This is a genomic window from Rhizobium phaseoli (genome assembly GCF_001664385.1).
Classification (GTDB): Bacteria; Pseudomonadota; Alphaproteobacteria; order Rhizobiales; family Rhizobiaceae; genus Rhizobium; species Rhizobium phaseoli.
Map to the genome: position 1 here is coordinate 180,713 of NZ_CP013534.1, position 22,580 is coordinate 203,292.

27 protein-coding genes are annotated in these 22,580 nt (G+C 61.8%); 14 read left to right on the top strand and 13 right to left on the bottom strand.

Annotated features, from left to right (window positions below; translation table 11 throughout):
* The first annotated feature begins 63 nt into the window (after positions 1–63).
* The gene (locus AMC88_RS24160) at positions 64–441 is read left to right on the top strand and encodes a hypothetical protein (protein ID WP_010015115.1); all 378 of its coding nucleotides are present in this window, start codon (positions 64–66) and stop codon (positions 439–441) included.
* On the opposite strand, the gene AMC88_RS24165 is transcribed toward AMC88_RS24160, so the two are convergent.
* Positions 413–3,136 (bottom strand): hybrid sensor histidine kinase/response regulator, encoded by a 2,724-nt coding sequence (locus tag AMC88_RS24165; RefSeq protein ID WP_064826204.1) that lies wholly within the window; start codon positions 3,134–3,136, stop codon positions 413–415. The genes AMC88_RS24160 and AMC88_RS24165 overlap by 29 nt on opposite strands.
* Positions 3,137–3,338: 202 nt before the next feature.
* Here AMC88_RS24165 and AMC88_RS33900 point away from each other — a divergent pair, with 202 nt between their 5' ends.
* Positions 3,339–3,530, top strand: coding sequence for a hypothetical protein (locus AMC88_RS33900; RefSeq protein ID WP_170960047.1), 192 nt, complete (start codon positions 3,339–3,341; stop codon positions 3,528–3,530).
* A 12-nt stretch (positions 3,531–3,542) separates the two neighbouring features.
* Here AMC88_RS33900 and AMC88_RS24170 read toward each other — a convergent pair whose 3' ends face one another.
* From AMC88_RS24170 to AMC88_RS24180, 3 genes are all read right to left on the bottom strand, one after another.
* Complete coding sequence (locus AMC88_RS24170; protein ID WP_010013940.1) at positions 3,543–3,722, bottom strand: hypothetical protein; 180 nt, start codon at positions 3,720–3,722, stop codon at positions 3,543–3,545.
* A gap of 139 nt (positions 3,723–3,861) precedes the next feature.
* Positions 3,862–4,137, bottom strand: coding sequence for a DUF2934 domain-containing protein (locus tag AMC88_RS24175; protein ID WP_010001657.1), 276 nt, complete (start codon positions 4,135–4,137; stop codon positions 3,862–3,864).
* 143 nt (positions 4,138–4,280) lie between these two features.
* Complete coding sequence (locus AMC88_RS24180) at positions 4,281–4,922, bottom strand: UdgX family uracil-DNA binding protein (protein ID WP_012490552.1); 642 nt, start codon at positions 4,920–4,922, stop codon at positions 4,281–4,283.
* Between the two features lie 164 nt (positions 4,923–5,086).
* Here AMC88_RS24180 and AMC88_RS24185 point away from each other — a divergent pair, with 164 nt between their 5' ends.
* From AMC88_RS24185 to AMC88_RS24205, 5 genes are all read left to right on the top strand, one after another.
* Positions 5,087–6,550 carry a phospholipase D-like domain-containing protein gene (locus AMC88_RS24185; RefSeq protein ID WP_012490553.1) on the top strand — a complete coding sequence of 488 codons (1,464 nt, stop codon included), beginning with the start codon at positions 5,087–5,089 and terminating at the stop codon, positions 6,548–6,550.
* 94 nt (positions 6,551–6,644) lie between these two features.
* Positions 6,645–7,460, top strand: coding sequence for an endonuclease/exonuclease/phosphatase family protein (locus AMC88_RS24190; RefSeq protein ID WP_064826205.1), 816 nt, complete (start codon positions 6,645–6,647; stop codon positions 7,458–7,460).
* A gap of 232 nt (positions 7,461–7,692) precedes the next feature.
* Positions 7,693–7,998 carry a hypothetical protein gene (locus AMC88_RS24195; RefSeq protein WP_012490555.1) on the top strand — a complete coding sequence of 102 codons (306 nt, stop codon included), beginning with the start codon at positions 7,693–7,695 and terminating at the stop codon, positions 7,996–7,998.
* 154 nt (positions 7,999–8,152) lie between these two features.
* Positions 8,153–8,578: an EF-hand domain-containing protein gene (locus AMC88_RS24200; protein WP_064830102.1), complete on the top strand. Its 426-nt coding sequence runs from the start codon at positions 8,153–8,155 to the stop codon at positions 8,576–8,578.
* A 94-nt stretch (positions 8,579–8,672) separates the two neighbouring features.
* Positions 8,673–9,041, top strand: a complete 369-nt coding sequence (locus AMC88_RS24205; protein ID WP_012490557.1) for a hypothetical protein — start codon at positions 8,673–8,675, stop codon at positions 9,039–9,041.
* Positions 9,042–9,068: 27 nt separating this feature from the next.
* On the opposite strand, the gene AMC88_RS24210 is transcribed toward AMC88_RS24205, so the two are convergent.
* The 8 genes from AMC88_RS24210 to AMC88_RS24245 form a co-directional block, all read right to left on the bottom strand.
* A complete protein-coding gene (locus AMC88_RS24210; protein ID WP_012490558.1) occupies positions 9,069–9,527 on the bottom strand; it encodes a DUF411 domain-containing protein in 459 nt (152 codons plus the stop codon).
* A 61-nt stretch (positions 9,528–9,588) separates the two neighbouring features.
* Entirely contained in the window at positions 9,589–9,876 is a 288-nt protein-coding gene (locus tag AMC88_RS24215; protein ID WP_012490559.1) for a copper-binding protein, read from the bottom strand.
* A 24-nt stretch (positions 9,877–9,900) separates the two neighbouring features.
* Positions 9,901–10,380: a cupredoxin domain-containing protein gene (locus tag AMC88_RS24220; RefSeq protein WP_064829306.1), complete on the bottom strand. Its 480-nt coding sequence runs from the start codon at positions 10,378–10,380 to the stop codon at positions 9,901–9,903.
* A 35-nt stretch (positions 10,381–10,415) separates the two neighbouring features.
* Positions 10,416–11,762 carry a multicopper oxidase family protein gene (locus AMC88_RS24225; RefSeq protein ID WP_012490561.1) on the bottom strand — a complete coding sequence of 449 codons (1,347 nt, stop codon included), beginning with the start codon at positions 11,760–11,762 and terminating at the stop codon, positions 10,416–10,418.
* 14 nt (positions 11,763–11,776) lie between these two features.
* Entirely contained in the window at positions 11,777–13,243 is a 1,467-nt protein-coding gene (locus AMC88_RS24230) for a TolC family protein (protein ID WP_012490562.1), read from the bottom strand.
* Complete coding sequence (locus AMC88_RS24235; protein ID WP_012490563.1) at positions 13,240–13,467, bottom strand: hypothetical protein; 228 nt, start codon at positions 13,465–13,467, stop codon at positions 13,240–13,242. The genes AMC88_RS24230 and AMC88_RS24235 overlap by 4 nt, the downstream gene beginning before the upstream one ends.
* 93 nt (positions 13,468–13,560) lie before the next feature.
* On the bottom strand, positions 13,561–13,959 hold the full coding sequence (locus tag AMC88_RS24240; protein ID WP_012490564.1) for a hypothetical protein: 399 nt from the start codon (positions 13,957–13,959) through the stop codon (positions 13,561–13,563).
* 124 nt (positions 13,960–14,083) lie between these two features.
* The gene (locus tag AMC88_RS24245; RefSeq protein ID WP_012490565.1) at positions 14,084–14,587 is read right to left on the bottom strand and encodes a cytochrome b; all 504 of its coding nucleotides are present in this window, start codon (positions 14,585–14,587) and stop codon (positions 14,084–14,086) included.
* Positions 14,588–14,765: 178 nt separating this feature from the next.
* On the opposite strand from AMC88_RS24245, the gene AMC88_RS24250 reads away from it, so the two are divergent.
* The gene (locus AMC88_RS24250; RefSeq protein WP_012490566.1) at positions 14,766–15,320 is read left to right on the top strand and encodes a cytochrome c; all 555 of its coding nucleotides are present in this window, start codon (positions 14,766–14,768) and stop codon (positions 15,318–15,320) included.
* 67 nt (positions 15,321–15,387) lie between these two features.
* Here the strand turns inward: AMC88_RS24250 and AMC88_RS24255 are convergent, their stop codons facing one another.
* Positions 15,388–15,963 carry a hypothetical protein gene (locus AMC88_RS24255; protein WP_012490567.1) on the bottom strand — a complete coding sequence of 192 codons (576 nt, stop codon included), beginning with the start codon at positions 15,961–15,963 and terminating at the stop codon, positions 15,388–15,390.
* Between the two features lie 201 nt (positions 15,964–16,164).
* Here AMC88_RS24255 and AMC88_RS24260 point away from each other — a divergent pair, with 201 nt between their 5' ends.
* The 6 genes from AMC88_RS24260 to AMC88_RS24285 all read left to right on the top strand — a co-directional run bounded on the left by AMC88_RS24260 (position 16,165) and on the right by AMC88_RS24285 (position 22,393).
* Positions 16,165–16,887 (top strand): FadR/GntR family transcriptional regulator, encoded by a 723-nt coding sequence (locus AMC88_RS24260; RefSeq protein ID WP_012490568.1) that lies wholly within the window; start codon positions 16,165–16,167, stop codon positions 16,885–16,887.
* Complete coding sequence (locus tag AMC88_RS24265) at positions 16,884–18,056, top strand: PLP-dependent transferase (protein WP_012490569.1); 1,173 nt, start codon at positions 16,884–16,886, stop codon at positions 18,054–18,056. Before AMC88_RS24260 ends, AMC88_RS24265 begins: the two co-directional genes overlap by 4 nt.
* A gap of 30 nt (positions 18,057–18,086) precedes the next feature.
* Entirely contained in the window at positions 18,087–19,346 is a 1,260-nt protein-coding gene (locus tag AMC88_RS24270; RefSeq protein WP_012490570.1) for an ABC transporter substrate-binding protein, read from the top strand.
* Positions 19,347–19,559: 213 nt separating this feature from the next.
* On the top strand, positions 19,560–20,495 hold the full coding sequence (locus AMC88_RS24275; RefSeq protein ID WP_012490571.1) for a carbohydrate ABC transporter permease: 936 nt from the start codon (positions 19,560–19,562) through the stop codon (positions 20,493–20,495).
* Between the two features lie 4 nt (positions 20,496–20,499).
* Positions 20,500–21,330, top strand: coding sequence for a carbohydrate ABC transporter permease (locus tag AMC88_RS24280; RefSeq protein ID WP_012490572.1), 831 nt, complete (start codon positions 20,500–20,502; stop codon positions 21,328–21,330).
* 4 nt (positions 21,331–21,334) lie between these two features.
* Positions 21,335–22,393: an ABC transporter ATP-binding protein gene (locus AMC88_RS24285; protein ID WP_012490573.1), complete on the top strand. Its 1,059-nt coding sequence runs from the start codon at positions 21,335–21,337 to the stop codon at positions 22,391–22,393.
* Positions 22,394–22,580 lie beyond the last annotated feature (187 nt).

Below are 22,580 nucleotides of genomic sequence, written 5' to 3' on the forward strand. Positions count from 1 at the left end.
CGATTTTATCAGGTTTTCGAGGAGAAATCCTGCATAATCCTGATATAGCAAGGAGCCGAGACCATGGAAAAACACTTCGTCAAAGCCGATGGAAACGGCATGATCGACGTGAACGGCCAGGTATCGCCGGTCACCTACACCGTCAGCTTCAAGGAGGGAATGGGCCATTCCTACGAGGTCGATATCCGCCTGATGGCGCCGCGCGACTGGCTGCTACAGAGAGGATTCAACCGGGACGCCGTGCTGGTCAGCCAAAGCGGCGCGCGCATTCCCGTCTATCACGGCGGTGCCAACCGCCACGATGGCGGCGGCCTCGATCCTGCCGACGCGATTTCGATCGAATTGACGGCGCGCGACGACAGCTGCACCAGCGAGGCCGATCTGATGGGCAAATATCCGGAGTTCGGCGGCATTAGAGCCGCGGCTGCAGGGCGGCCTTGACAGCCCGGTCGAGCGCGGCGCTGTTGAAAGGTTTCGGCAGCAGTACCGATCCGGAGAGATGATTGGAGTCGGGCAGGTCGCTGCCGCCCGTGGCAAAGACCAGACCGACCGATGGAAGCGCTTCCCGCGCCCTGGCGGCAAAGGCCGAACCCGACATGCCGGGTAGCCCGAGATCGACGACGATGATGTCGACGAGGGTATGGTCGAGAATGTCGGCGCCCTGTTCGCCGCTCTCGGCCTCGATGACGTCATAGCCGAGGTCATGCAGGATTTCTGCGGTATCCATGCGGATGAAGGCGTCATCTTCGACGAGCAGCAGCTTCGGCTTCGCGGCCGTTTCGGGATGGTGTGGTTCAGAGGGCTTTGCATTGGGTCGAGCTGCATCGGCTGCTCCTCGGCCGCCTTGGGGCCGGCTGGCGAGCACGTGGCGGATCTTGCGGGCCAGGTCCTCGCGCGTATAGGGCTTGGAGAGCAGCTCAAGGCCGGGATCTAGCCTGCCGCCATGGACGATCGAGTCTTCCGTATAGCCGGATGTATAAAGCACGGCGATGTCGGGCAGACGCGCGCGCGCCAGGCGGGCAAGCTCCGGGCTTTTCAACGTGCCTGGCATGACGACATCGGTAAAAAGCAGGTCGATATGGGCGCCGCTCTCGATGACGGTCAGCGCGCTTTGCGCATCCTTCGCTTTCAAGACGTAATAGCCGAGATCCGACAGCATCTCGATGACCGTGGCGCGAACACCTTCGTCATCCTCGGCGACAAGAATGGTTTCCGTCCCGCCGGTTGCCGGCACGGTGTCGGCGGCGGTGGCGCGATCCTCGCTGCGGAGAGAGCGGGGGAGATAGAGCTTGATGGTCGTGCCTTCGCCTGTCTGGCTGTAGATCTTTACGTGGCCGCCGGACTGCTTGACGAAGCCGTAGACCATCGACAGACCGAGACCGGTGCCCTTGCCTTCCGGTTTCGTCGAGAAGAAGGGCTCGAAGGCCTGTTCCTTCACCTCCTCGGTCATGCCGGAGCCGGTATCGGTGACGGCGAGCACGACATATTGGCCGGCCTTCACTTCAGGATGGGTGCGGCTGTAGGAATCGTCGAGGAAGGCGTTGCCGACCTCGATCGTCAACCTGCCCGCTCCATCCATCGCGTCGCGCGAGTTGATCGCCAGATTGAGCAGGGCGTTCTCGATCTGGACCGGATCGGCGAAGGTGTTCCAAAGGCCGCCGGAGACGATGGTCTCGACTTCGATCTCTTCGCCGAGCGCGCGGCGCAGCATATCGTCCATGCCGGTGACGAGACGGCCGATATTGACGACCTTCGGTTCCAGCGGCTGGCGGCGGCCGAAGGCGAGCAGCTGGCTAGCCAGCCGCGAACCGCGTTCGACGGCGACAAGCGCATTGGCAATGCGCTCCTTGGCCCGGCCGTTTTCCGCCACATCCTTGCCGAGAAGCTGCAGATTGCCTGAGATCACCTGCAGCAGATTGTTGAAGTCGTGGGCAACGCCGCCGGTGAGCTTGCCGATCGATTCCATCTTCTGCGCCTGCTGGAGCGCCGCTTCGGCCTGCTGGCGATCGGCGATCTCCGCCGCGACCCGAACCTCGAGCATTTCGTTGAGTTTGCGCAGCTGATCTTCCATGTCGCGGCGCTGGTCGATTTCGAGCTTGGCGGCACGGAAGAGCCGGATATTGTCGATCGCCACGGCCGACTGGCCGGCGAGGCTGACGAGGCTCGCCTCGGTGGCCTGCGAAAAACGCCCGGGTTCGGCGTGGCCGAAGAACAGGCCGCCGATGACGCTGCCGTCCCGCGATTTCACCGGCACGGCAAGATAGCTGCGGACCGGCAGATGCCCCTTCGGCATGCCGGAATGCGGCGCATTCTGCCCGTAGCGCGGGTCGAGCAGGATATCGTCGGAGCGCACGATCCCTTCGCCGTCGAAAGTCGGCGCGAAGACCTTGGTATTGCGCGGCATCGGGAATTTTTCGAAGTTTTTCCTGTCGACGCCTGAAAGCGCGTACAGCATATAGCTGCCGCCCTCGCCATCATCGACATTATAAAAGAAGGCGCCGAATTCCGCGCCGGTGAGCGTCACGCCGGCATCCACGACAATCTGTGTCAGGCGTTCGACATCGGGCTCGACGGTGATCGCCGCACCCGCCCGGTTGACGACCGCGAGCGCTTCCGATTTGGCTCGCAGTTCGTCAAGTGCCAGCTTCTCGCCACGCTTGGCCGCCACCTGGTCGGTGACATCGAGGGTCGCGCAGAGGATGCCGGCGATCGTGCCGTCATCGTCGCGCAGCGGCGTATAGGAAAAGGTGAACCATGTGTCCTCGGTGCGGCCGTCGCGGCGCATCGGAATGAGCAGCTCCTTGAAGAGCTGCGGACTGCCGCTGAGCGTGCGGGCGACGATCGGCGAGAATTGCTCCCATATATCCGCCCAGACTTCGCGGAACGGTTTCCCGAGTGCGGCGGGATGCCGCTCGGGGAATACAGGCACGTAGGCGTCATTGTAGAGAAAGGCGAGATCCGGACCCCAGGCGACGAATTTCGGCTGGCGCGAATTCAATACCATTTCGGCAATGTGCTTGAGAGAGGCAGGCCAGCTCTCGACCGGTCCGAGACCGATGGCGTCAAAGGCCGGATGCCGCAACAATTCGCCGATTTCGCCGCCGCCTCTCGGCCAGCCGTTGCCGACGCTTCCCATCCAAAAACGCTTTCCTGTCGCCCGCCGCGCCGGTGTGAGCGGCGGCAATTCAAAGGCCGGCAGCCTCCCTTGCCCTTCTGAAAGAGGCACGGCTGCAGGGGTTCAGCTTCATCCAACCGTCAAGATAGCGGCTTGCGAGGGCAGGGAAAGGGCGCTGACGAAATATCATTAATCACTGTGCGTTCAAGCTTTTGCACGGGCGATGCAGGTTGCTTTCGAGCGGTTATTTTCGATAGAATTTTTGCGACGCCGCGAGGGCGCGGCCAATGTCGAAGGAGGGCAGTTGGAGCGGTCTGCGGGGATCGCGAAAAACCAGTCCGACGAGCCTGTCGACGACAAGGATCAACCCAAGGGCAAGACCGAGATAGAGCACGGCGGCGACGAGCAGAAGTGACATCTCCATGCCTCACATGGCCACGGTCAAGGCGCGGCCGCCCGTGAAAAGGGCAACAGAGTGCATCTCGGTCAGACCGTCGTTCATGGCGTTTTCCCCGGTTTCGCCATAAACAGTCGCGGCCAGGACTTGTTCCCGGCGATCGGGCGAGGGATCAGCCTTTTTGGGAAGACTCAAAGCTTGCAGCGTCATCCGGCTTCTGTTCACCCCCGCATGGAAAAGCCCACCTCCGAACCTTCATAAACCACAACTAATTCAGGCGTATGACAAAGAAAGCCCGAAGGGCGTCGCGACGACGCCCTTTCGATGCAATGTTCGGTATGCCAAGTGTTCAGGACGCCGTTTTGCGGCTCGCAGTCCGTTTGGACGCTGGTGTGTCGACGCCGTTCGTCTTGGCGCCGGTTGCAGCACGCTTCGTGGCCGTCACAGTGCGCTTGGCCTTGGGCTTGGCTTCCTTGCCGTTGGAAGAGGCAGCAGAGCCGTCGAGCGTTTCGCGCTCGTGCCGTGCCTGTTCCCAATGAATGGAATCTCGCCCTGTCGGATAGCCCTCTTCTTCCCAGAGGGCGTATGCACGTTTCTTGATCCACTCTTCCCGAGTTTCTGCCATCGCTGATCTCCAGTCACATGAATGCCGTCGTTCGAACGCGATACTGCCGGGATGGTTCCAGAGGAGCGCCGCCGTTTCAAGCGAAATCGAGCTGCAACCCTAAATATTTCGCATCGCAGCATATCAGGGTTGAGAATCGGCATTCACCGTTGCTGAAATTCGGCCACCTTGTGCAGATCTGACACGAACGCCTGGCGCTGTCGGTGCTTCTCCGCTTCGTCACGGATGCGCAGGAGAAAGGAGGGATGGATTGTAACGAGGATGGGTGGATGGTTCCTCGGCTGCAGGATATGGCCGCGCTCCGGCGTCAGTTTCGCCTTGGGTCCAAGTAGCGCGTAAAGCGCGCTTGCGCCGAGCGTCACGATGAGCTTCGGTTGCAGGATGTTGAGTTCGGCGCCGAGCCACCAGGCGCAACGCCGGATCTCGCCGGCATTGGGTTTGGCATGCAGCCGCCGTTTGCCGCGCGGTGTGAACTTGAAGTGCTTGACGGCATTGGTGACGTAGCAGCGCTGGCGATCGACACCGGCTTCTTCGAGACAGTGATCGAGCAGATGGCCGGCAGGGCCGACAAACGGCCTGCCCGTGATATCTTCCCGGTCACCCGGTTGTTCCCCGACAATAACGATCTCGGCCTTGTTGGGACCTTCGCCGAAGACGGTCTGGGTAGCATTCCTGTAGAGATCGCAGCGGGTGCAGCCTTCGGCCTGATGCCGAAGCTCGTCAATGCTGTCCGCATCCGCGACCTCAAGGGTGAAGGCTGGACCGACGTTTGCGGCGATGTTCATGATCTCGTCCTCATCTCCTCGAGATCAATCGATCCCGGCTGGAATTGTTCCTCGCAGCCGAACCGGGACCGCTTGCGGAAAATGGCGAGTGCGCAAAAATTTCGCGCCATAGGAGAGGGCAGGCACAATTGAACGCCGCCGTTTCCCGGTTATATTGGCCAGCGATGTTCTATCTCCTGTCGACATACTGGCCGCATATCCTCTTTGTCGTTTCGATTGCCATGGGAGCCGCGGCGGCGATCCATGCCGCCATGACCAAGGAGGAGGTACGCGCCGCGATCGGCTGGGTCGGCGTCATCATTCTGTCGCCGATCGTCGGCGCGGTGCTCTATGCGATTGCCGGCATCAACCGCATCCGCCGCAAATCGCTGAGCATTCGCCGCGACGCGCTGCTGCTTGCGCCCGGCACCGACGAGCTGGAGACCTTCGACGCCGAGGCCGAGACGGTCATCAGCCAGTTCGGCCGCCGCTTTGCGGCGCTGCAGACGCTGGGCGACCGGGTGACCCGCAACCCGCTGACCTCGGGCAATGCGATCGATATGCTGGAGACCGGCGATGAGGCCTATGCGGCGATGAAGACCGCCATCGACGAGGCGAGCCGCAGCATCCTGCTCGAAACCTATATTTTCGATCGCGACGCCATCGGTCTTCGCATCGCCGATGCGCTGATTTCGGCGGTCAAGCGTGGCGTTGCGGTGCGAGTGCTGATCGATGCCGTCGGGGCGCGTTATTCGGTGCCGAGCATTCTCGGCCATCTCAAGGAGGGCGGCGTCACCGTCGCCGTCTTCAACGGCAACGTCATCATGGGCTTGCGGCTGCCCTATGCCAATTTGCGCACCCACAGGAAGATCCTGATCGTCGACGGCCGTATCGCGCTGACGGGCGGCATGAATATTCGGGCGGGCTTCAGCGAGCAGGAGACGGGCGAGAGCTTCGCCCATGATACGCATTTCAGCGTCACCGGCCCCGTCGTCGCCGACCTCTTCGACCTTGCCGCAGAAGACTGGCGCTTCACCACCGGGGAGTTGTTGAACGGCGAAGCCTGGCGCATCGAACCGCCGCAGCGCAACCCCGGCGATCCCATCCTGATGCGCGTCGTCGCCTCGGGGCCGGATCGCAGCGTCGAAACCAACCACAAGATGCTGATGGGCGCCTTTTCCGTCGCGCGTCAATCGATCCGCATCATGTCGCCCTATTTTCTGCCGGACCGCGAACTGATCAGCGCCCTGGTGACGGCGGCGCGCCGGGGCGTCGAAGTCGATATCATCGTGCCTGACGTCAACAACCTCATGCTGGTCGACCGGGCGATGACGGCGCAATTCGATCAAATCCTCAAGAATTATTGCCGGATCTGGCGCTCGACCGGCAGCTTCAGCCACTCGAAGCTGCTGACGATCGACGGAACCTGGGCCTATGTCGGCTCTTCCAATCTCGATCCGCGCTCGCTCAGGCTGAATTTCGAGGTTGATCTCGAAGTTCTGAACGAGGGCTTTGCCGCCGAGATCGACGAGCATCTCGACGAAACCCTGAAATCGGCAACGCTGGTGACGCTGGAGGGCTTGCGCGCGCGGCCCTTTCCGGTGCGGCTGCTCGAGAAGGTGCTCTGGTTGGGGTCGCCCTATCTTTGAACGATTTTTTATCGCCGGACATGGCAAGTTCGGCTTGCCCGCCTATACTGCCGGGTGAAGCCTTTTTGATCAACCGAACCAGTGCGCTCTTCCGATGCACGCCAAAAGAGACAGCCTTCCCGCCAGCATTCTCGCCTCGATCAGGAGCCGGAAGAAGCGGCTCGACGCGGCTCAGTTGGAGGCAAGGCCGCGCAGCATCGGAACGCTAATCGCTTCCTACAATGTGCACAAATGCGTCGGCACCGACCGCCGCTTCGACCCGGAGCGCACCAGCCGGGTGATCCATGAAATCGGCGCCGACGTGATCGCACTGCAGGAGGCCGATACGCGCTTTGGCGAGCGCACCGGCATTCTCGACCTCGGCCGTCTGGAGCGGGAGACGGGACTGATTCCGGTGCCGGTCGCCGGCATGGCCAAGGCGCACGGCTGGCACGGCAATGTCGTGCTGTTCAAGAAGGGGCTGGTGCATGACGTGCATCAGATCAGGCTGCCGGGGCTGGAGCCGCGGGGCGCCCTCGTCGCCGAGATCGAACTTGAAGAGGGCGGCGTGCTGCGCATCATCGCCGCGCATTTCGGCCTGCTGCGCCACAATAGAGCCCAGCAGGCCCGCACTTTGGTGGAACTGATAAAGGACCGCCACGAGATGCCGACCATCCTGCTCGGCGACCTCAACGAGTGGCGCCTCGGCGACCGCTCCTCGCTCAACACTTTCCAATCCGCCTTCGGAGAGCTGCCGCCCGCAGTCCCGAGCTTCCCCGCCGGCCTGCCGCTTCTGGCGCTCGACCGCATCATCGCCAACCGCAAGGGGATCATCACCGAAGTGGAAGCGCATGATACGCCGCTGGCGCGTATTGCCTCGGATCATCTGCCGATCAAGGCGCTTATCGATTTGAAATCGGCGCGCCGATAGGCCCGCATTCCGCAAATGCGCGCAAACGCCTCCCTGAGAATTGGGGACTCGGTCCAGCGGCAAAACTCGCCATGGTTCACGTCGAGCAATTTCGCGCCGAGTTCGGGAAACCTGCCATGCTGCCTCGACGAGAGATGCGCGATTCTTGACCTGGATCAAGGTCATCGCGAAAGGATAAGCATACGGTCGATTTGTGGTGTTGCGGCATCAACAACTCCGGTGGAGAACCACAATGGCGAACACAATCTTCCAGACTCGTTCCGATGCGTCGACGGCGACGCCCGCGCAAGTTTCCGTTCCGGTTCTCGGCGCGACGGTGGCGGTTTTTACAGCCGTATCGTTCCTGCTTTGCATGGCTCTTGGCTTCGTCGCCCCCGAATGGGGGCTCCATAGGCCGTGGCTGCAGTTCTACCTCGGGCTTACCGGCTTCGACCTTTGGAGCGTGGTGCTCGGCACGGGCCAAAGCCTCATCTTCGGGGGCTATGCGGGCGCATTGCTCGGAACCATTTTCAACGTCGTCAGCCGCCGTTTCGGCTGATGGGCCACGCCCGCCTTCGGCTTCCGTCGCCCGGCGATGGTCACTGTCGATCAGCCCGGCTCCGGCGGCGTGGACCCGAAGCACTTAAATTCGAAGTCGTCCCGCTGCCGTCAGGCCGCGGCGTTGAACTGCGAACAGCCAAAGGAGAAGGCATATGAGAATGACAATTATCAACGCTGTCCTGCTGGCCGGAGCCATTATCGTGGGCGGGGCAGGTCCGAGCTTTGCTCAGGCCAGTGGAGCGGATCCGCATCATCCCGAAGACTCGCCACGGGCTGCCTCGCCTTCCGACATGAAAGGAATGACCGGAAGCCAGGGAGCAATGCCCGGCTCCGACATGCCCGCCAGAATGATGGGGCAGGGCATGATGATGCGATCCGGCATGATGGGCGGCATGCCGATGATGGGCATGCGTGGGTCTATGATGAAGATTATGTTCGCCGTGGCAGATACCGATGGGGACGGTGCCTTGTCTTTCGAGGAGGTGACGGCGGTTCACAAGCGGATTTTCGACAGCGTGGATGCCAACAAGGATGGAAAGGTCACGACTGAGGAAATGCAGGCGTTCTGGCGGCCCTAGCCAACCAGACGTATCGGGGGGCGGGGCTCCGGGGATGGTCGCAGAGCCTCAGAGGATATGATAGGATGCTACGCATTCACCGCGGGAGGGGTAAGTGCGTCGCGTCCTTCTGACTCTGATCCTGTTCGTGCAGTCCGCCTCGATCTCGTCTGCCTCCGAGCTTTCGGTCTTCCATACGGCTTCGGTCGGCAGCAACCGGTCGATCAGCCTCAGTCTGGCGACCGGCGGTCCCGCTCGCGACCCGGCTTTTGATTTCGACGTCGTCATCGCGCTATCGGAACTCGATAATGGCGGGAGTGTGCTCTATCGGGACGCCGGGAGACACCAGGCAAGCGTGCGTTGCGTTTCCCCCGCCATGGTCAGGATCAATTCCGCCGACTACCCGATCGACCTGTCGGCGCTGCCGGGCGCGGACTGGAAGCACGATCTCTGGGCCGCGCTCTGCAAAGCGCCGGTTTCCTGACTGGCCGACCGATTGACGAATGCCGCATCAGCCTTTCCCGGGACGGACCTCCGCGAACACGTAGGGTGCCTCGTCCGCCGAGGGGATCGCATAGACATCATAGGACGCCCGCCAGTCTTCACCCATTCCCAACGAACCAGGCGGCATGCCCGGCACAGCCAGCCCGCGGAGCGGCGGCCGCTCCTGCAGCAGTTGCTGGACGGATGCGAGCGGCACGTGTCCCTCGAGGTAGTATTCTTCGATGACGGCGGTGTGGCAGCCCTCCAAATCGGCGGGCACGCCCAAGCGCGCCTTGATCGCGGCGAGGTCGTCGGTGTCCCGGGCATCGACGGAAAATCCCGCAGCGGCCATCGCCTTCGACCATTCATGGCAGCAGCCGCAAGCGGGATCCTTGTAGATTGTCATCCTCGTCATAACGGCGAGGGCCCCTCGGCCAGGAAACGCCAGGGCGGACGCTACCACTGCAATGAAGCTTCTCCTGCGCATGTATCCACTCCTTAACGGTGCCGCCCGGGGGCCGCGTTGGTACCCGGGCGGCAGCTGCACGTTATTTTACTTCCGTGACGGTCAGCTTACCATTCACGCGTTCGGCGACGAACTCAACGCTCGAACCTTCCTTCAGCTTTTCGAGCAAAGCCGGGTCTTCTACCCGGAAGACCATCGTCATCGCGGGCATGTCGAGGTTCTTCAGGTCTTCATGCTTGATGGTAACCTTCTTCGCCTTGGCATCGACCTTGTTGACGACACCCTTGGTGAATTCCTCGGCCAATGCACCGAAGGTTGCTGAGGCCGAGAGCAGAGCGGCGATGCCGATTTTGATCATTGTGGATTTCATCTTAATATCTCCTTGTGTTGCGGTTCACTTGCCAGCGACGGTGACGTCGCCGTGCATGCCGGCTTCATAGTGGCCGGGGATCAGGCAGGCGAACTTGAAGACTCCGTCGGACGTGAATTTCCAGACGATCTCGCCGGATTCACCGGCCGGGAGGCGGATGGAATTGGCGTCGGCATGTTCCATTTCGGGGAACTTCTCCATGACCTTCTTGTGCTCGAGGATCTTGTCTTCCTGATCGAGCACGAACTCATGGTCGACCGTCCCGGCGTTCTTGATCGCGATCTTGACCGTCTGCCCCTTGCGGACGGAGAAGACGGCCGGGGTGAAGAGCATCTTGCCGTCGTCGGTTTCCGTCATCGTGACACGGATCGTCTGTGTCGCCTTGGCCTTGTCGCCGGGCTCGCCGACAGCCATCTTCTCACCGTGGCCGCCGGCGTGATTACCGGAGGCGAGAGCCGAGCCTGCCAAGGCGACGAACGCCAATGCGAGTAGATAATTCTTCATTGCATATATCCTTTCTGGACGTGGGGAATTGAGCCTCAGCCCTTTGTCGGCCTCGGAGTGATTTGCGTTTTTGCGTCTTTGGCCTTGGTCGCGTCCGGCAGTTCGCCGGTCCATTCCCAGGCCTGTGTTCCGGGCGGGTTTTCGTACCAGCCCGGATCGGCGTAATCGTCCGCCGAGATGCCCTCGCGGACTTTCACCACCGAGAACATGCCGCCCATCTCGATGGGGCCATGCGGGCCCCAGCCGGTCATCATGGGGACAGTGTTTTCAGGGATGGGCATTTCCATCTCGCCCATATCGGCCATGCCCTTGGTGCCCATGGGCATGTATTCCGGCTGCAGCTTCCTGATCTTTTCGGCGACCTTCGACTTGTCGGCACCGATGAAGGTCGGGATGTCGTGCCCCATCGCGTTCATCGTATGATGCGACTTGTGGCAGTGGACGGCCCAGTCGCCGAGATGCTTGGCGTCGAACTCGTAGGCCCGCATCGCGCCGACCGGGATGTCGATGCTGACCTCGGGCCAGCGCGCTTCCGGCCGCACCCAACCGCCATCCGTGCATGTCACCTCGAAGTCGTAGCCATGCATGTGGACGGGGTGGTTGGTCATCGTCAGATTGCCGACGCGAACCCGCACCCTGTCGTTCTTCGAGACGACCAGCGGGCTGATGCCCGGAAACACGCGGCTGTTCCAGCACCACATGTTGAAGTCGGTCATCTCCATGATGCGCGGCACATAGGAACCGGGATCGATGTCGTAGGCGTTGAGCAGGAAGACGAAGTCGCGGTCGACGCGCATGAACGTCGGATCTTTCGGATGCACGACGAAGAAGCCCATCATGCCCATGGCCATCTGCACCATCTCGTCGGAATGCGGGTGGTACATGAAGGTGCCTGATTTCACGAGGTCGAACTCGTAGACGTAGGTCTTGCCGACGGGGATGTGCGGCTGCGTCAGCCCGCCGACGCCGTCCATGCCGGATGGCAGGATCATGCCATGCCAGTGGATGGTCGTGTGTTCCGGCAGCTTGTTGGTGACGAAGATGCGCACCCGGTCGCCCTCGACGGCCTCGAGCGTCGGTCCGGGCGACTGGCCGTTGTAACCCCACAGGTAGGCGGTCATGCCCTCGGCCATCTCACGCTCCACCGGTTCGGCGACGAGGTGGAACTCCTTAACGCCGTTAATCATCCGGTGGGGCAGGGTCCAGCCGTTGAGGGTGACGACCGGCTGGTAGTCGGGGCCTGAGGTCGGGTGAAGCGGCGGCTGCATGTCGGCCGTCTCCATTGTCGGAGCGTCGGGAAGGCCCATCGCCGAGGTCTTCGTCCAGGCACCGGCCGCCAGCAGGGCGGCGCTTGCTCCGAACAGTTGTCTTCTGTTGTACATGGTGAGGTCCTTTCTCAATGGCCACCGCCACCCCTGCTTTCGGAAGCCGCGGCGACTTCGGTTTCTGCTGACGCGTTCGACGCCCCGCCGCCATAGATCGCGGGCGCGAGATTGGCTTCGGCGAGCCAGAAGTCGCGCTTCGCATTGACGGAGAGCAGGATGGAGTTGATCTTGTCGCGCGTGTCGGTCAGCAGCTCGAAGGTGTTGGTAATCATGCCGTTGTAGGTGAGCAGGGATTCCTCCTCGACCTTGCTGCGCAGCGGCACGACATTGTTGCGGTAGTGCCGCGCGATGTCGTAGTTCGAGCGATAGGCCTCGTACGCGGACCGTGCTTCTGAGCGGACGTTGACGGCCTTCTCCGCCAGCAGGTTCGCCGCCCGCATGTAAGCCACCTCGGCCTTGCGCATCCGGGCCTTGCCGGTGTCGAAGATTGGAATGGCGAACTCGAGCTCGACCTGGGCGGTCGTCTCCGTCTTCTTCTCGTCGTCCTCGATTTCCCGCTCCGTTTCGAAACCCGTGAGGATTTCAAGGTCGGTGACATAGCGTGTCGCCTCGGTGAGGCCGTACGATCTGGCAGTGGCTTCGAGTTCGAGCTTCGCGACCTGAAGGTCGATGCGGTTCTTAAGGGCCTCGGCCTCGATAGTGTCCCGTTTAACAACGGATTTCGGTAGCGGCGGCAGGCCGTTCGGAACCTGGTAATCAAGGTCCGAGCCCCACAGGCCCATGAGCCGCGTCAGCTCCTCCTTGGCAAGCCGCGCCGCCAGTCGTGCCTTCGCCGTCTCGCCGGCAAGTTCGGCGACGAACACGTGCTCGCGGGCCTGGGCGCCCTTGGTCATCGCGCCTGTCTCGCCGAGCTTCTCCGCCAGTTCGGAAGCGGCGTCCGCCGCTGCCTGGGCGCGCTGGAGCTGACCGACGGTCTCCCAGGCTGCCACCGTCCCGATCCAGGCGCGGCGGGCGTCGGCGGCGACCTGGAGCGTCTTGACGGCCGCGGTCAGTTGCGCTTGGCGGAACCGGGTGTCGGCGATCGCTACGTCCCGGTTCCTCGTCGCGAGCGCCAGCATGTTCGTGGTGATCATCGCCTCGATGGTCTTGAACGCCTGAAGTTCCGACGTCCCTATGCCCGTCGTGCCGATGGCAACGGTCGGGTTGATGAACATCGTCGACTGCCAGGCATTGGCCGCGCTGTCGCCGAGATCGGCGTAGGCGGCCTGCAGGCCCTTGTTGTTGAGCAGGGCGATCTGAACGGCAGTCTCGACATCGATGACCTTGTTTTTCGCTAGCAGGCGTTTTACCTGCGCGGCCGCCGAGCGGGCCTGGTTCTGGTTCTGTATCCAGACCGTCTGCTTTGTGGTGACGATCGCGGTCTTGTCGGCAACGGAAGCAAAACCAGCTTGCTTGCTTGAATATTCGGCGCCCGTGACGCAGCCGCTTAGTATCAGCGGGACCGCCAGCACCGTGAGTAATTTTCCAAGACCGATCATGAGGCGTCTCCTTTCTCAGGAGACTGCAGATCATTCTGTCTGCGCCATGGTTTGGGATCGACCGGCTGCCTGGTGATATAACCCGAAACCGGTGACCGATAGACGGCCGGGCGCGGGGACGGGTCTTCGATCGCGGCGGAAGACGCCACCACGTCGGGAGGAAGCGTGGATGCGCAGCCGCCGACAACAAGCGGCAGCCCCACCACGAAAAGCGAGGGTTTCATTATGAAATTTCCGAAAAAGAGATAGCCTACGGCGCGCTTGCCCTGATGCGGGCAGGCGACCGACTGGATCCGGTCAAGCCGGTTTATCCCTCATCAGATATTCGGGGGGCGATCCAGGGGCGGCAATTCCCCCATCACGTGCTGATCGTCGATAAACTGCCGGATCGAGGCGACGACCGGCCCGCCTAAGCTCTGGCTCGCGCACAGAAGCACGAAGCCGCCGCAAAAATCTTTGCAGCATTCCTGTTTGGCGATCTTGGAAGGACCGTCATTGTCGGCCGCATCGCCATGTGCGTGCTTGTGACTTGAGACGCTGGCCATATCGTGGCTGCCGTGGGACGCAGCACTGGACATGGTCTTTTCAACTTGCAGGGCGGGACCGTGCATGGCGGCGTCGACAGTGGAAATGCTGTACCCAGCCAGCGACACGATGATCGCCAGCCGCACGAGGAGGAGCAGTCTGCTCAGCGCGATTCGGTACATATTGCCCATACTGCGTCGATTACATCGAACGCCGTCCATTATCAATTGCACGGAAGGACTGGCAGCGATTCGCGCCATTTCTGTGGCGTCGGCGCATCGTGCGCCCGCAGGCTGACACTCTATAGCTTTGAGTTTACAGCTTTTCGGAGGATGGATCGCGACGCGGAAAGATCATCCGATCAAGCGTTTCGTCCTTGAGGACCAGCGTGTGCCACACCGCGGCGCCGAAGTGCAGAGCGACGATCAGCAGGATGATTTTCGCGATGGCGACATGGTAGGCTGCGGTTCCGAACCAGAAATAGCTGGTGACGAAACCCAAGCCGGCCTGCACCAGGATTGCCGCGTACAGGGCGTGATGAAGGGCGGCCGCAGCCTTCTGCCGCCGTGAAGCCGGCGATCGCGGCGCCGGCGGCCTCGTGATGCGCAGAAGCAGCCGGACGCCCATCAGCACTCCGATCAGCATGCCGGCATAATTGTGGACGTTGTGCTGGAAGAGATCGAAGGACGAGGGTGTTACGCCCATATGGGCGGCATGGTGAGTGCGTTCGATGCTGCCGCCGGTGAGGTACTGGACCGGGAGAAGCAGAGCGATCAGCCAATGCAGGCCGATCTGCGCCGTCGAATAGCTGCCTTTCATCATCCCCTCCGGACCTGCTCCACAACCTATCCTGCCGCAGTTAATGCTTCGTGCGCTGCCAGCGCTGTACCATCGACGCCCGCCGTTACGCCCTCTTTTCGCTCGACTTCGCTGCGACAGGGTCGGAGGGTCTTTCAGTTCGCCTCTTCAGAATTGGCGCGACCGGCCGGTCAACCACATGCGGGGTTTCTCGATGATTTCAGGAGTGCCCACCATTTTCGGCGCCGTCCTCGCCGTGTCCGCACTGGTTGCACCGGCGAGCGCGGATATCATCAGCGACAGACAGGCCGACATGAAAGCCATGGCCGCAGCGGCGAAGACCATGGCTGAGATGTTCCGGAACCCCGACACCTATTCGTCCATGCCGTTCGCAGCCGCCGCCGGCGCGATCGCCGAGAGGTCGGGCGAGGTTCTTGCAGGACATTTTGCGGATGGCATCGAGGATGCGAGGTCGGAAGCGAAGCCTGATATCGCCGGGGAGCGTGATCGCTTCGACCGTCTTGCCGAGGATCTTCGGACCTATGCGCGCGCACTGGACGCGGCGGCGAAAGCCAATCCCGGGGCGATGACCGAGCGCATGCGGATGCAGCCGGGAGAGCCGATGGGCGGCGGACCGCTCGGAACCCATGTCGCCAAGGCGTCGAGCCTGTCGTCGCTTCCCGCCGAACACCTTTTCCACCTGATGTTGCAGACCTGCACGACCTGCCATGCCCGGTTCAGGATGGAGCGCTGACGCGAGGCGTCTGCGCGCAGGCGGCGGCACTGCCCTGATTCTTAAGCGGTCGAAGAGACAGGTTGACTCATCGCCTGCGAAATAAAGCCGTGAGGCGATCAAACCGCCTGGCCCAGGTCATCGCATCGATGATTTCAGGCGTGGGCAGCCGCGTGAGCCGGTCGAGCCGAGGCAGAAGAAACGCGGCCCAGTCGTCGAGGTCGCTCTTGCTGAAGTAGGGCAGCCAGACGTCGGAAGGACCATCCCATTGTCTTGGATTTGCTTTCGCCAAATTACCGAGTTTCACCAAGACAGGTCCGCCGTCGTCTCCGACAACCTCGACGTCCGGATCGGGATCGGGCCGGGGAAGGCGGGCGATGATGTGCTCTTCCAAAGCCTGGCCAAGGGCTCGGTCAGTTTCGTCAAGATGGCGCAATATTCTCGTATCGCCAGCGGCGCCCACACCTTCCGAAAGATTGAGCGTAAACTTGCCGCCGGTAAGGCTGTTCGAATATTGCGATACCTGTAGCCAGAAAACTCGTCTGCCTTGGACAAAGCTGCACTTGCCAGCCGCTTGCGATTGCCAGCCGAGCTCCTGAAATCTCGCGACCAGCAGCGAGCGCATATGTCGGTGAAAATCTTTGCTTTTCACATAGTCGCGCATGGTTCGGAGCCTCCGATTTCGGCCGCAACGTCCTGGAACATCTCACGGCAGAATTGACGCCGCAATGTCTGAACTTGGCGATGAGAGTCGTTGCGATCGGCTCCTGAGTGCAAACATCTCTTGACGCCTTCCCAACTTTGCGAAATGCTAAGATGTCAGACCAATTTTAGCCTGACTGCCTGATAAGAAAATGGGGAACCCATGAAGGCAAACAGCAGCGACAGGCCGGTGATCCGGCCGCTTCCTGTTATCGACCGCGCGCGTCAGGTCACCGATGCGTTGGCGGATTATGTCGAAGACGCGCGCCTGCAGGCCGGGGACCGATTGCCGGCGGAGCGGGAACTGATGGCCGCCCTTGCCGTCGGCCGTTCGACCATTCGCGAAGCGATCCGCCATTTTCAGGCGCTCGGCGTCATCGAGACGCGCAAGGGCAGCGGCACCTATCTGCTGAAACCGGTTTCGAGGGCAACGATCCATATGCCGCTGTCGTTCGACGCGGCGCATCTGCGCGACGCGCTGCTGCAGACGCTCGAAGTGCGCCGCGGCATCGAATGCGAGGCGGGCATGGTCGCGGCGCGGCGGCGTACCGCCAAGGATCTCGTCGTCATCGAGGAGAAGTTGAACGAGATGGAGCGGGTGCATCTGGAAAAGGGCACTTCAGGGCCGGAGGATCTGGCCTTCCATCTCGCCGTCTACGACGCCACCCATAATCCGCTGTTTCGCCAGTTGCTCGAACAGATGCGCGAGACCTTCGAGCGCTTCTGGGAGCATCCCTTCGACCGGCAGGATTTCGCCCGTCGGTCCTTTCCCTTTCACCGCACCCTTTTCGACGCGATCGCCGCCGGAGATGCCGAGGCGGCGCGCGTGGAAACATTGAAAATTCTCGACATTGTCGAGGAAGACATCAAGGAAATGTCGAAATGAGCAGCGGCGCAGACCCGTTCGATCTTGCCTCCATCATCACCGCTCACGACGACGGCAACTTCGCCGACGCCGTTGTGCCACCGATCTTCCAGACCTCGCTTTTCACCTTTTCCGATTATGACGAGATGATCACCGTCTATCGCGGCGAAAAGGTGCGGCCGACCTATACGCGCGGGCTGAACCCGACGGTGCGGGCCTTCGAGGAAATGCTGGCCAAGCTCGAAGGCGGCGAGGATGCGCTGGGTTTTGCCAGCGGCATGGCGGCGATCTCTTCGGCCGTCCTAAGCTTCGTCGAGCCGGGCGACCGCATCGTCGCCGTCAAACACGTCTATCCCGATGCCTTCCGCCTGTTCGGCACCATCCTGAAGCGGATGAAGATCGAGGTGACCTATGTCGACGGGCGCGACGAGGAAGCCGTCGCCAGAGCGTTGCCCGGTGCCAAGCTGTTGTACCTGGAAAGCCCGACGAGCTGGGTGATGGAGGCGCATGATGTCGGCGCGCTCGCCGCCCTTGCCAAGCGCCACGGCGTCGTCTCGATGATCGACAACAGTTGGGCAAGCCCATTCTTCCAGCGGCCGCTGACACTCGGCGTCGATCTCGTCATCCATTCGGCCTCGAAATATCTTGGCGGCCACAGCGATGTGGTGGCAGGCGTCGTCGCCGGCTCGGAGGAGATGATCGCCCGCATCAAGGCAGAAGCCTATCCCTATCTCGGCGGCAAGCTTTCGCCCTTCGACGCCTGGCTGCTGATCCGCGGCCTGCGCACCCTGCCGCTGCGCATGAAGGCGCATGAGGCCTCGGCCCTCGAGATCGCCCGGCGCCTGCAGCGGCTGGAGGTGGTGGAGACGGTCTGTCATCCGGGCCTCGCCAACCGGCTGCCGGCCGGGCTCAACGGCACGTCGGGCCTGTTTTCCTTCATCTTCCGCGAAGGGGTCGATATCCGCGCCTTCGCCGATCACCTCAAGCTCTTCAAACTGGGTGTGAGCTGGGGTGGGCACGAAAGCCTGATCGTACCGGGCGAGGTGGTGCTGCAGCAGAAGGCACAGCCGAATTCCGCGCAAACCTTTGGCATCCATGCGCGATCCGTACGTCTCCATGTCGGTCTCGAAGGAACCGAGGCGCTGTGGGGAGACATCGAGGAGGCGCTCGCCGCCGCCTCGCAATCTTGAAACCGAGAGAACCTAAAAGGGGGACTGAGCATGAAAAAACTAATAATCTCGACGCTCTTTGCTACGATGATGGCGGGTACGGCCTTTGCCGATACGACGCTGAAGCTTGTCGAAGTCATCACCAGCCCGGAGCGCACCGAAACGCTGAAATCGATCGTCGGCAAGTTCGAGGCCGCCAATCCCGGCACCAAGGTCGACATCATCTCGCTGCCCTGGAACGAAGCCTTCCAGAAGTTCGCCACCATGGTGTCGGCCGGCGACGTGCCCGATGTAATGGAAATGCCCGATACCTGGCTATCGCTTTACGCCAATAACGGCATGCTCGAAAGCCTCGAGCCCTATCTCGCAAAGTGGGAGCACACCAAGGAGCTGACGCCGCGTGCCCTCGAACTCGGCCGCGATGTCAAGAACACCGCCTATATGCTGCCCTATGGCTTCTATTTGAGGGCGATGTTCTACAACAAGAAACTGCTTTCGGAAGCCGGTGTCGCAGCACCGCCGAAGACGCTGGAGGAATTCACCGCCGCATCGGAAAAGGTCTCCAAGCTGCCGGGCAAATACGGCTACTGCATGCGCGGCGGACCGGGCGGCCTCAACGGCTGGATGATCTTTGCCGCCTCGATGGCCGGCTCGAACAAATACTTCAACGAGGACGGCACCTCGACGATGAACAGCCCCGGCTGGGCCAAGGGCATCGAGTGGATGGTCGACCTCTACAAGAAGGGTTATGCGCCGAAGGACAGCGTCAACTGGGGCTTCAACGAAGTCGTCGCCGGCTTCTATTCCGGCACCTGCGCCTTCCTCGATCAGGACCCGGATGCGCTGATCGCCATCGCCGAGCGGATGAAAAAGGAAGATTTCGGCGTCATGCCGCTGCCGAAGGGCCCTGATGGCAAGTCCTTCCCGACCATCGGTTACGGCGGCTGGTCGATGTTTTCCACCAGCGCCAACAAGGATCTCGCCTGGAAGCTGATCGCCACCCTCGAAGGGCCGGAAGGCAATATCGAGTGGAACAAGCGCATCGGCGCCCTGCCGGCCTATACCGCGGCCGAGAAGGATCCCTTCTACGCCGGTGACCAGTTCAAGGGCTGGTTCGAAGAGCTGGCGGATCCGAACACCGTGCCGACGGTCATGCCGACCTATCTCGAGGAATTCGCTTTCTTCAAGGATTCGCTGGCGATCAAGACCTCGCAGCAGGCCTTGCTCGGCGATATCTCGGCAAAGGATCTGGCTGATCAGTGGGCGGACTATCTGACCAAGGCGCAGCAGAAGTTCCTGAGCAAGAAGTAACGGGTGAAGGGGGCGACTGCGGCCCCCCATCCGACCCTTCGGGCCACCTTCTCCCCGAGGGGAGAAGGGACTCGCGGCGCCGCCTCATTCCCCCTTCTCCCCAGCAGGGAGAAGGGGCCGGCAGGCGGATGAGGGGGCCGCGGCCGCCCAGTTTTCAGAACCATTACCCGCGCGAGAATCCGCAACCGGGTAGACAATGGAAATTACGCACCGATGACCATTTCCGCCGATATGATCGACATGCGTCGCGACCGCAGGCCGTGGCTGCGTCGTCTTGCCGATGCTTCGGAGCCCTATCTCTACAGCGCCCCGTCGCTGATCCTGATCATCGCGGTCATGCTGGTGCCGCTGACATTGGGCGTTTCCTATGCGTTCCGCGATATCCAGCTGCTCAATCCGTTTTCCGGCGGCTTCATCGGGCTCGAGCATTTTCGCGAGCTTGCGGGCGATGCCGCCTTCTACGGCGCGCTGAGGAACACACTCTGGTGGACCGGCGCCTCCGTCGTCCTGCAGTTCGTCTTCGGGCTGATCCTGGCGCTGCTGCTCGACAAGCCGTTCCCGGGCCGGGCGATCGCGCAGGCGCTGGTCTTCCTGCCTTGGGCGGTGCCGTCCTTTCTTGCCGGCCTCAACTGGGCCTGGCTGTTCAATCCGGTTATCGGGCCGATCCCGCACTGGCTTTTCGCCCTCGGGCTGATGCAGGCGCCGGGCAATATCCTTTCCGATCCCAATTATGCGATGTGGGGGCCGATCGTTGCCAATGTCTGGTGGGGCATTCCCTTCTTCGCCATCACGCTGCTGGCGGCCCTGCAGGCGATCCCGCGCGATCTCTACGAGGCGGCCTCGATCGACGGCGCCGGCTGGTTTCAGCGCTTCCGCTCCATCACCCTGCCGTTTCTCGCGCCGACGATCGCCATCACCGTGCTCTTGCGCACCGTCTGGATTTCCAATTTCGCCGATCTGATCGTCGTCATGACCAATGGCGGGCCGGCCGACCGCACGCAGATCGTCGCGAGCTATATTTTCACGACGGCGTTCAAACGGCTCGATTTCGGTTATGCCTCGGCGATCGCGCTGGTGCTGCTTGCCCTGCTGCTCGCCTATTCGATGCTGATCATCCTGCTGCGGCAGACGCTGCTGAACAAGGATTGAGACCATGAGACGATCCGTCGTTCCCACGATCGCGCACCGCCTGGCAATCCTCTGCTACATCGCCTTCGCGCTCTTCCCGTTGTTCTGGCTGCTCAAGGTCTCGGTGACGCCGAACGACCTGCTTTATAGCGAAGGCGTGCGTATGTGGCCGTCGCGCACGAGCTGGGATCACTATGCCTTCGTGCTGCAGCACAGCGCCTTTCCGACCTTCTTCAAGAACAGCCTGATCGTCTCGGTCTCGACGGCCGTGACCGTGACGATCTGCGCCTCGCTCTCAGGCTACGCATTGTCGCGTTTCAATTTCCGGGCAAAATACTGGATTGTCGCCTTGATGCTGCTGACCCAGATGTTCCCGCTCGTCATGCTGGTGGCGCCGATCTTCAAGATCCTGTCGCCCTTGCATCTGACCAACAGCCTGACCGGCCTCGTCATCGTCTACACCGCCTTCAACGTGCCCTTCGCCACCTTCCTGATGCAGTCATTTTTTGACGGTATCCCCAAAGATCTCGAAGAGGCGGCGATGATCGACGGGGCGACGCAGTTCACCGCCTTCCGGCAAATCATCCTGCCGCTGACGCTGCCCGGCATCGCCGCGACACTCGGCTTCGTCTTCACCGCGGCCTGGAGCGAGCTGCTCTTCGCGTTGATGCTGATCAACGGCAATGACGCGGCGACCTTCCCGGTCGGGCTTCTCACCTTCGTTTCGAAATTCTCGGTGGATTTCGGGCAGATGATGGCGGCGGGGGTCCTGGCGCTCATCCCGGCTGGCCTCTTCTTCCTGCTCATCCAGCGTTATCTCGTCCAGGGCCTGACGGCCGGCGCGGTCAAGGGTTAAACAAATGGCATCGATCGACATCCAGAACATCCGCAAAGCCTATGGCCACGTGCAGGTGCTGCACGGCGTCGATCTTGAAATCCGGGACGGCGAATTCGTCGTGCTCGTCGGCCCTTCCGGCTGCGGCAAGTCCACGCTGCTGCGCATGATCGCCGGGCTGGAGGATGTCACATCGGGCGAAATCCGGATTGCCGGTGCCAGGGTGAACGAGCGGCATCCGAAGGACCGTGACATTGCCATGGTGTTCCAGTCCTATGCGCTCTATCCGCACATGAACGTTGCCGGCAATATGAGCTACAGCCTCAGACTGCGAAAGACGGCCAAGGAGAAGATCACGAGCGCGGTGGCGGCGGCCGCCGCCAAGCTCGGCCTCGACCCGCTGCTTGAACGGCGGCCGAAGGCGCTTTCCGGCGGCCAGCGCCAGCGCGTCGCCATGGGCCGCGCCATCGTGCGCCAGCCGAAGGCTTTCCTGTTCGACGAGCCGCTGTCCAATCTCGATGCGCGCCTGCGCGAACAGATGCGCGCCGAAATCAAGAAACTCCACGGCGAGCTGAAGGCGACCTCGATCTATGTCACCCACGATCAGATCGAGGCGATGACGCTGGCCGACCGGATCGTCGCCATGCATGGCGGCGTCGTCCAGCAGGTCGGCAGTCCGCTGGAACTCTACGACCGGCCGGCCAACCTGTTCGTCGCCGGCTTCATCGGTTCGCCGGGGATGAATTTCCTCGGGGCGAATTATGATGCGGGTGGCGTGCGGCTGAAAGACGGAACGATCGTGCCGCTGGCAAAGCCGCTGCCGCTTGAAGACGGCGCGAAGGTTACGCTCGGCATCCGGCCCGAGCATGTGCTGATGACGAATGATGGAACCGGGCTTGCAACCGATGTGGAGCTCGTCGAGCCCACCGGCTTCGGCATCATCCTGCACCTCGCGCTTCACGGCCTGCCGTTCAAGATCTTCACGCTCGACCGCGATGCGCTGAGGGCGGGGCCGAAGGTCAACGTCGCCTTCCCGCCGCAATATCTGCATGTGTTCGATGGCGAAGGACAACGCGTCGATTGAGCCGTCGAGGATCAAAACCACTCCTCAGGCGCTCCTATCTCCTGGTTGTTCCCATCGCAGAAAGCACCGGGCGTGGAAAAGATCGATCAGATTCAAGGGGATGATCGAGACTCGGAAAACGCGTGAATCATTTTGGCTAAGCTATTGAAATTTGATTCGTTTTGATTCGGAACCAATCGTAAAGTGA

Excerpts from the sequence above, each read along its gene's own strand:
- AMC88_RS24160 (WP_010015115.1), top strand. The coding sequence starts at position 64 with ATGGAAAAACACTTCGTCAAAGCCGATGGAAACGGCATGATCGACGTG.
- AMC88_RS24165 (WP_064826204.1), bottom strand. The coding sequence starts at position 3,136 with ATGGGAAGCGTCGGCAACGGCTGGCCGAGAGGCGGCGGCGAAATCGGC.
- AMC88_RS33900 (WP_170960047.1), top strand. The coding sequence starts at position 3,339 with ATGCAGGTTGCTTTCGAGCGGTTATTTTCGATAGAATTTTTGCGACGC.
- AMC88_RS24170 (WP_010013940.1), bottom strand. The coding sequence starts at position 3,722 with ATGACGCTGCAAGCTTTGAGTCTTCCCAAAAAGGCTGATCCCTCGCCC.
- AMC88_RS24175 (WP_010001657.1), bottom strand. The coding sequence starts at position 4,137 with ATGGCAGAAACTCGGGAAGAGTGGATCAAGAAACGTGCATACGCCCTC.
- AMC88_RS24180 (WP_012490552.1), bottom strand. The coding sequence starts at position 4,922 with ATGAACATCGCCGCAAACGTCGGTCCAGCCTTCACCCTTGAGGTCGCG.
- AMC88_RS24185 (WP_012490553.1), top strand. The coding sequence starts at position 5,087 with ATGTTCTATCTCCTGTCGACATACTGGCCGCATATCCTCTTTGTCGTT.
- AMC88_RS24190 (WP_064826205.1), top strand. The coding sequence starts at position 6,645 with ATGCACGCCAAAAGAGACAGCCTTCCCGCCAGCATTCTCGCCTCGATC.
- AMC88_RS24195 (WP_012490555.1), top strand. The coding sequence starts at position 7,693 with ATGGCGAACACAATCTTCCAGACTCGTTCCGATGCGTCGACGGCGACG.
- AMC88_RS24200 (WP_064830102.1), top strand. The coding sequence starts at position 8,153 with ATGAGAATGACAATTATCAACGCTGTCCTGCTGGCCGGAGCCATTATC.
- AMC88_RS24210 (WP_012490558.1), bottom strand. The coding sequence starts at position 9,527 with ATGCGCAGGAGAAGCTTCATTGCAGTGGTAGCGTCCGCCCTGGCGTTT.
- AMC88_RS24215 (WP_012490559.1), bottom strand. The coding sequence starts at position 9,876 with ATGAAATCCACAATGATCAAAATCGGCATCGCCGCTCTGCTCTCGGCC.
- AMC88_RS24220 (WP_064829306.1), bottom strand. The coding sequence starts at position 10,380 with ATGAAGAATTATCTACTCGCATTGGCGTTCGTCGCCTTGGCAGGCTCG.
- AMC88_RS24225 (WP_012490561.1), bottom strand. The coding sequence starts at position 11,762 with ATGTACAACAGAAGACAACTGTTCGGAGCAAGCGCCGCCCTGCTGGCG.
- AMC88_RS24230 (WP_012490562.1), bottom strand. The coding sequence starts at position 13,243 with ATGATCGGTCTTGGAAAATTACTCACGGTGCTGGCGGTCCCGCTGATA.
- AMC88_RS24235 (WP_012490563.1), bottom strand. The coding sequence starts at position 13,467 with ATGAAACCCTCGCTTTTCGTGGTGGGGCTGCCGCTTGTTGTCGGCGGC.
- AMC88_RS24240 (WP_012490564.1), bottom strand. The coding sequence starts at position 13,959 with ATGGGCAATATGTACCGAATCGCGCTGAGCAGACTGCTCCTCCTCGTG.
- AMC88_RS24245 (WP_012490565.1), bottom strand. The coding sequence starts at position 14,587 with ATGAAAGGCAGCTATTCGACGGCGCAGATCGGCCTGCATTGGCTGATC.
- AMC88_RS24250 (WP_012490566.1), top strand. The coding sequence starts at position 14,766 with ATGCGGGGTTTCTCGATGATTTCAGGAGTGCCCACCATTTTCGGCGCC.
- AMC88_RS24255 (WP_012490567.1), bottom strand. The coding sequence starts at position 15,963 with ATGCGCGACTATGTGAAAAGCAAAGATTTTCACCGACATATGCGCTCG.
- AMC88_RS24260 (WP_012490568.1), top strand. The coding sequence starts at position 16,165 with ATGAAGGCAAACAGCAGCGACAGGCCGGTGATCCGGCCGCTTCCTGTT.
- AMC88_RS24265 (WP_012490569.1), top strand. The coding sequence starts at position 16,884 with ATGAGCAGCGGCGCAGACCCGTTCGATCTTGCCTCCATCATCACCGCT.
- AMC88_RS24270 (WP_012490570.1), top strand. The coding sequence starts at position 18,087 with ATGAAAAAACTAATAATCTCGACGCTCTTTGCTACGATGATGGCGGGT.
- AMC88_RS24275 (WP_012490571.1), top strand. The coding sequence starts at position 19,560 with ATGACCATTTCCGCCGATATGATCGACATGCGTCGCGACCGCAGGCCG.
- AMC88_RS24280 (WP_012490572.1), top strand. The coding sequence starts at position 20,500 with ATGAGACGATCCGTCGTTCCCACGATCGCGCACCGCCTGGCAATCCTC.
- AMC88_RS24285 (WP_012490573.1), top strand. The coding sequence starts at position 21,335 with ATGGCATCGATCGACATCCAGAACATCCGCAAAGCCTATGGCCACGTG.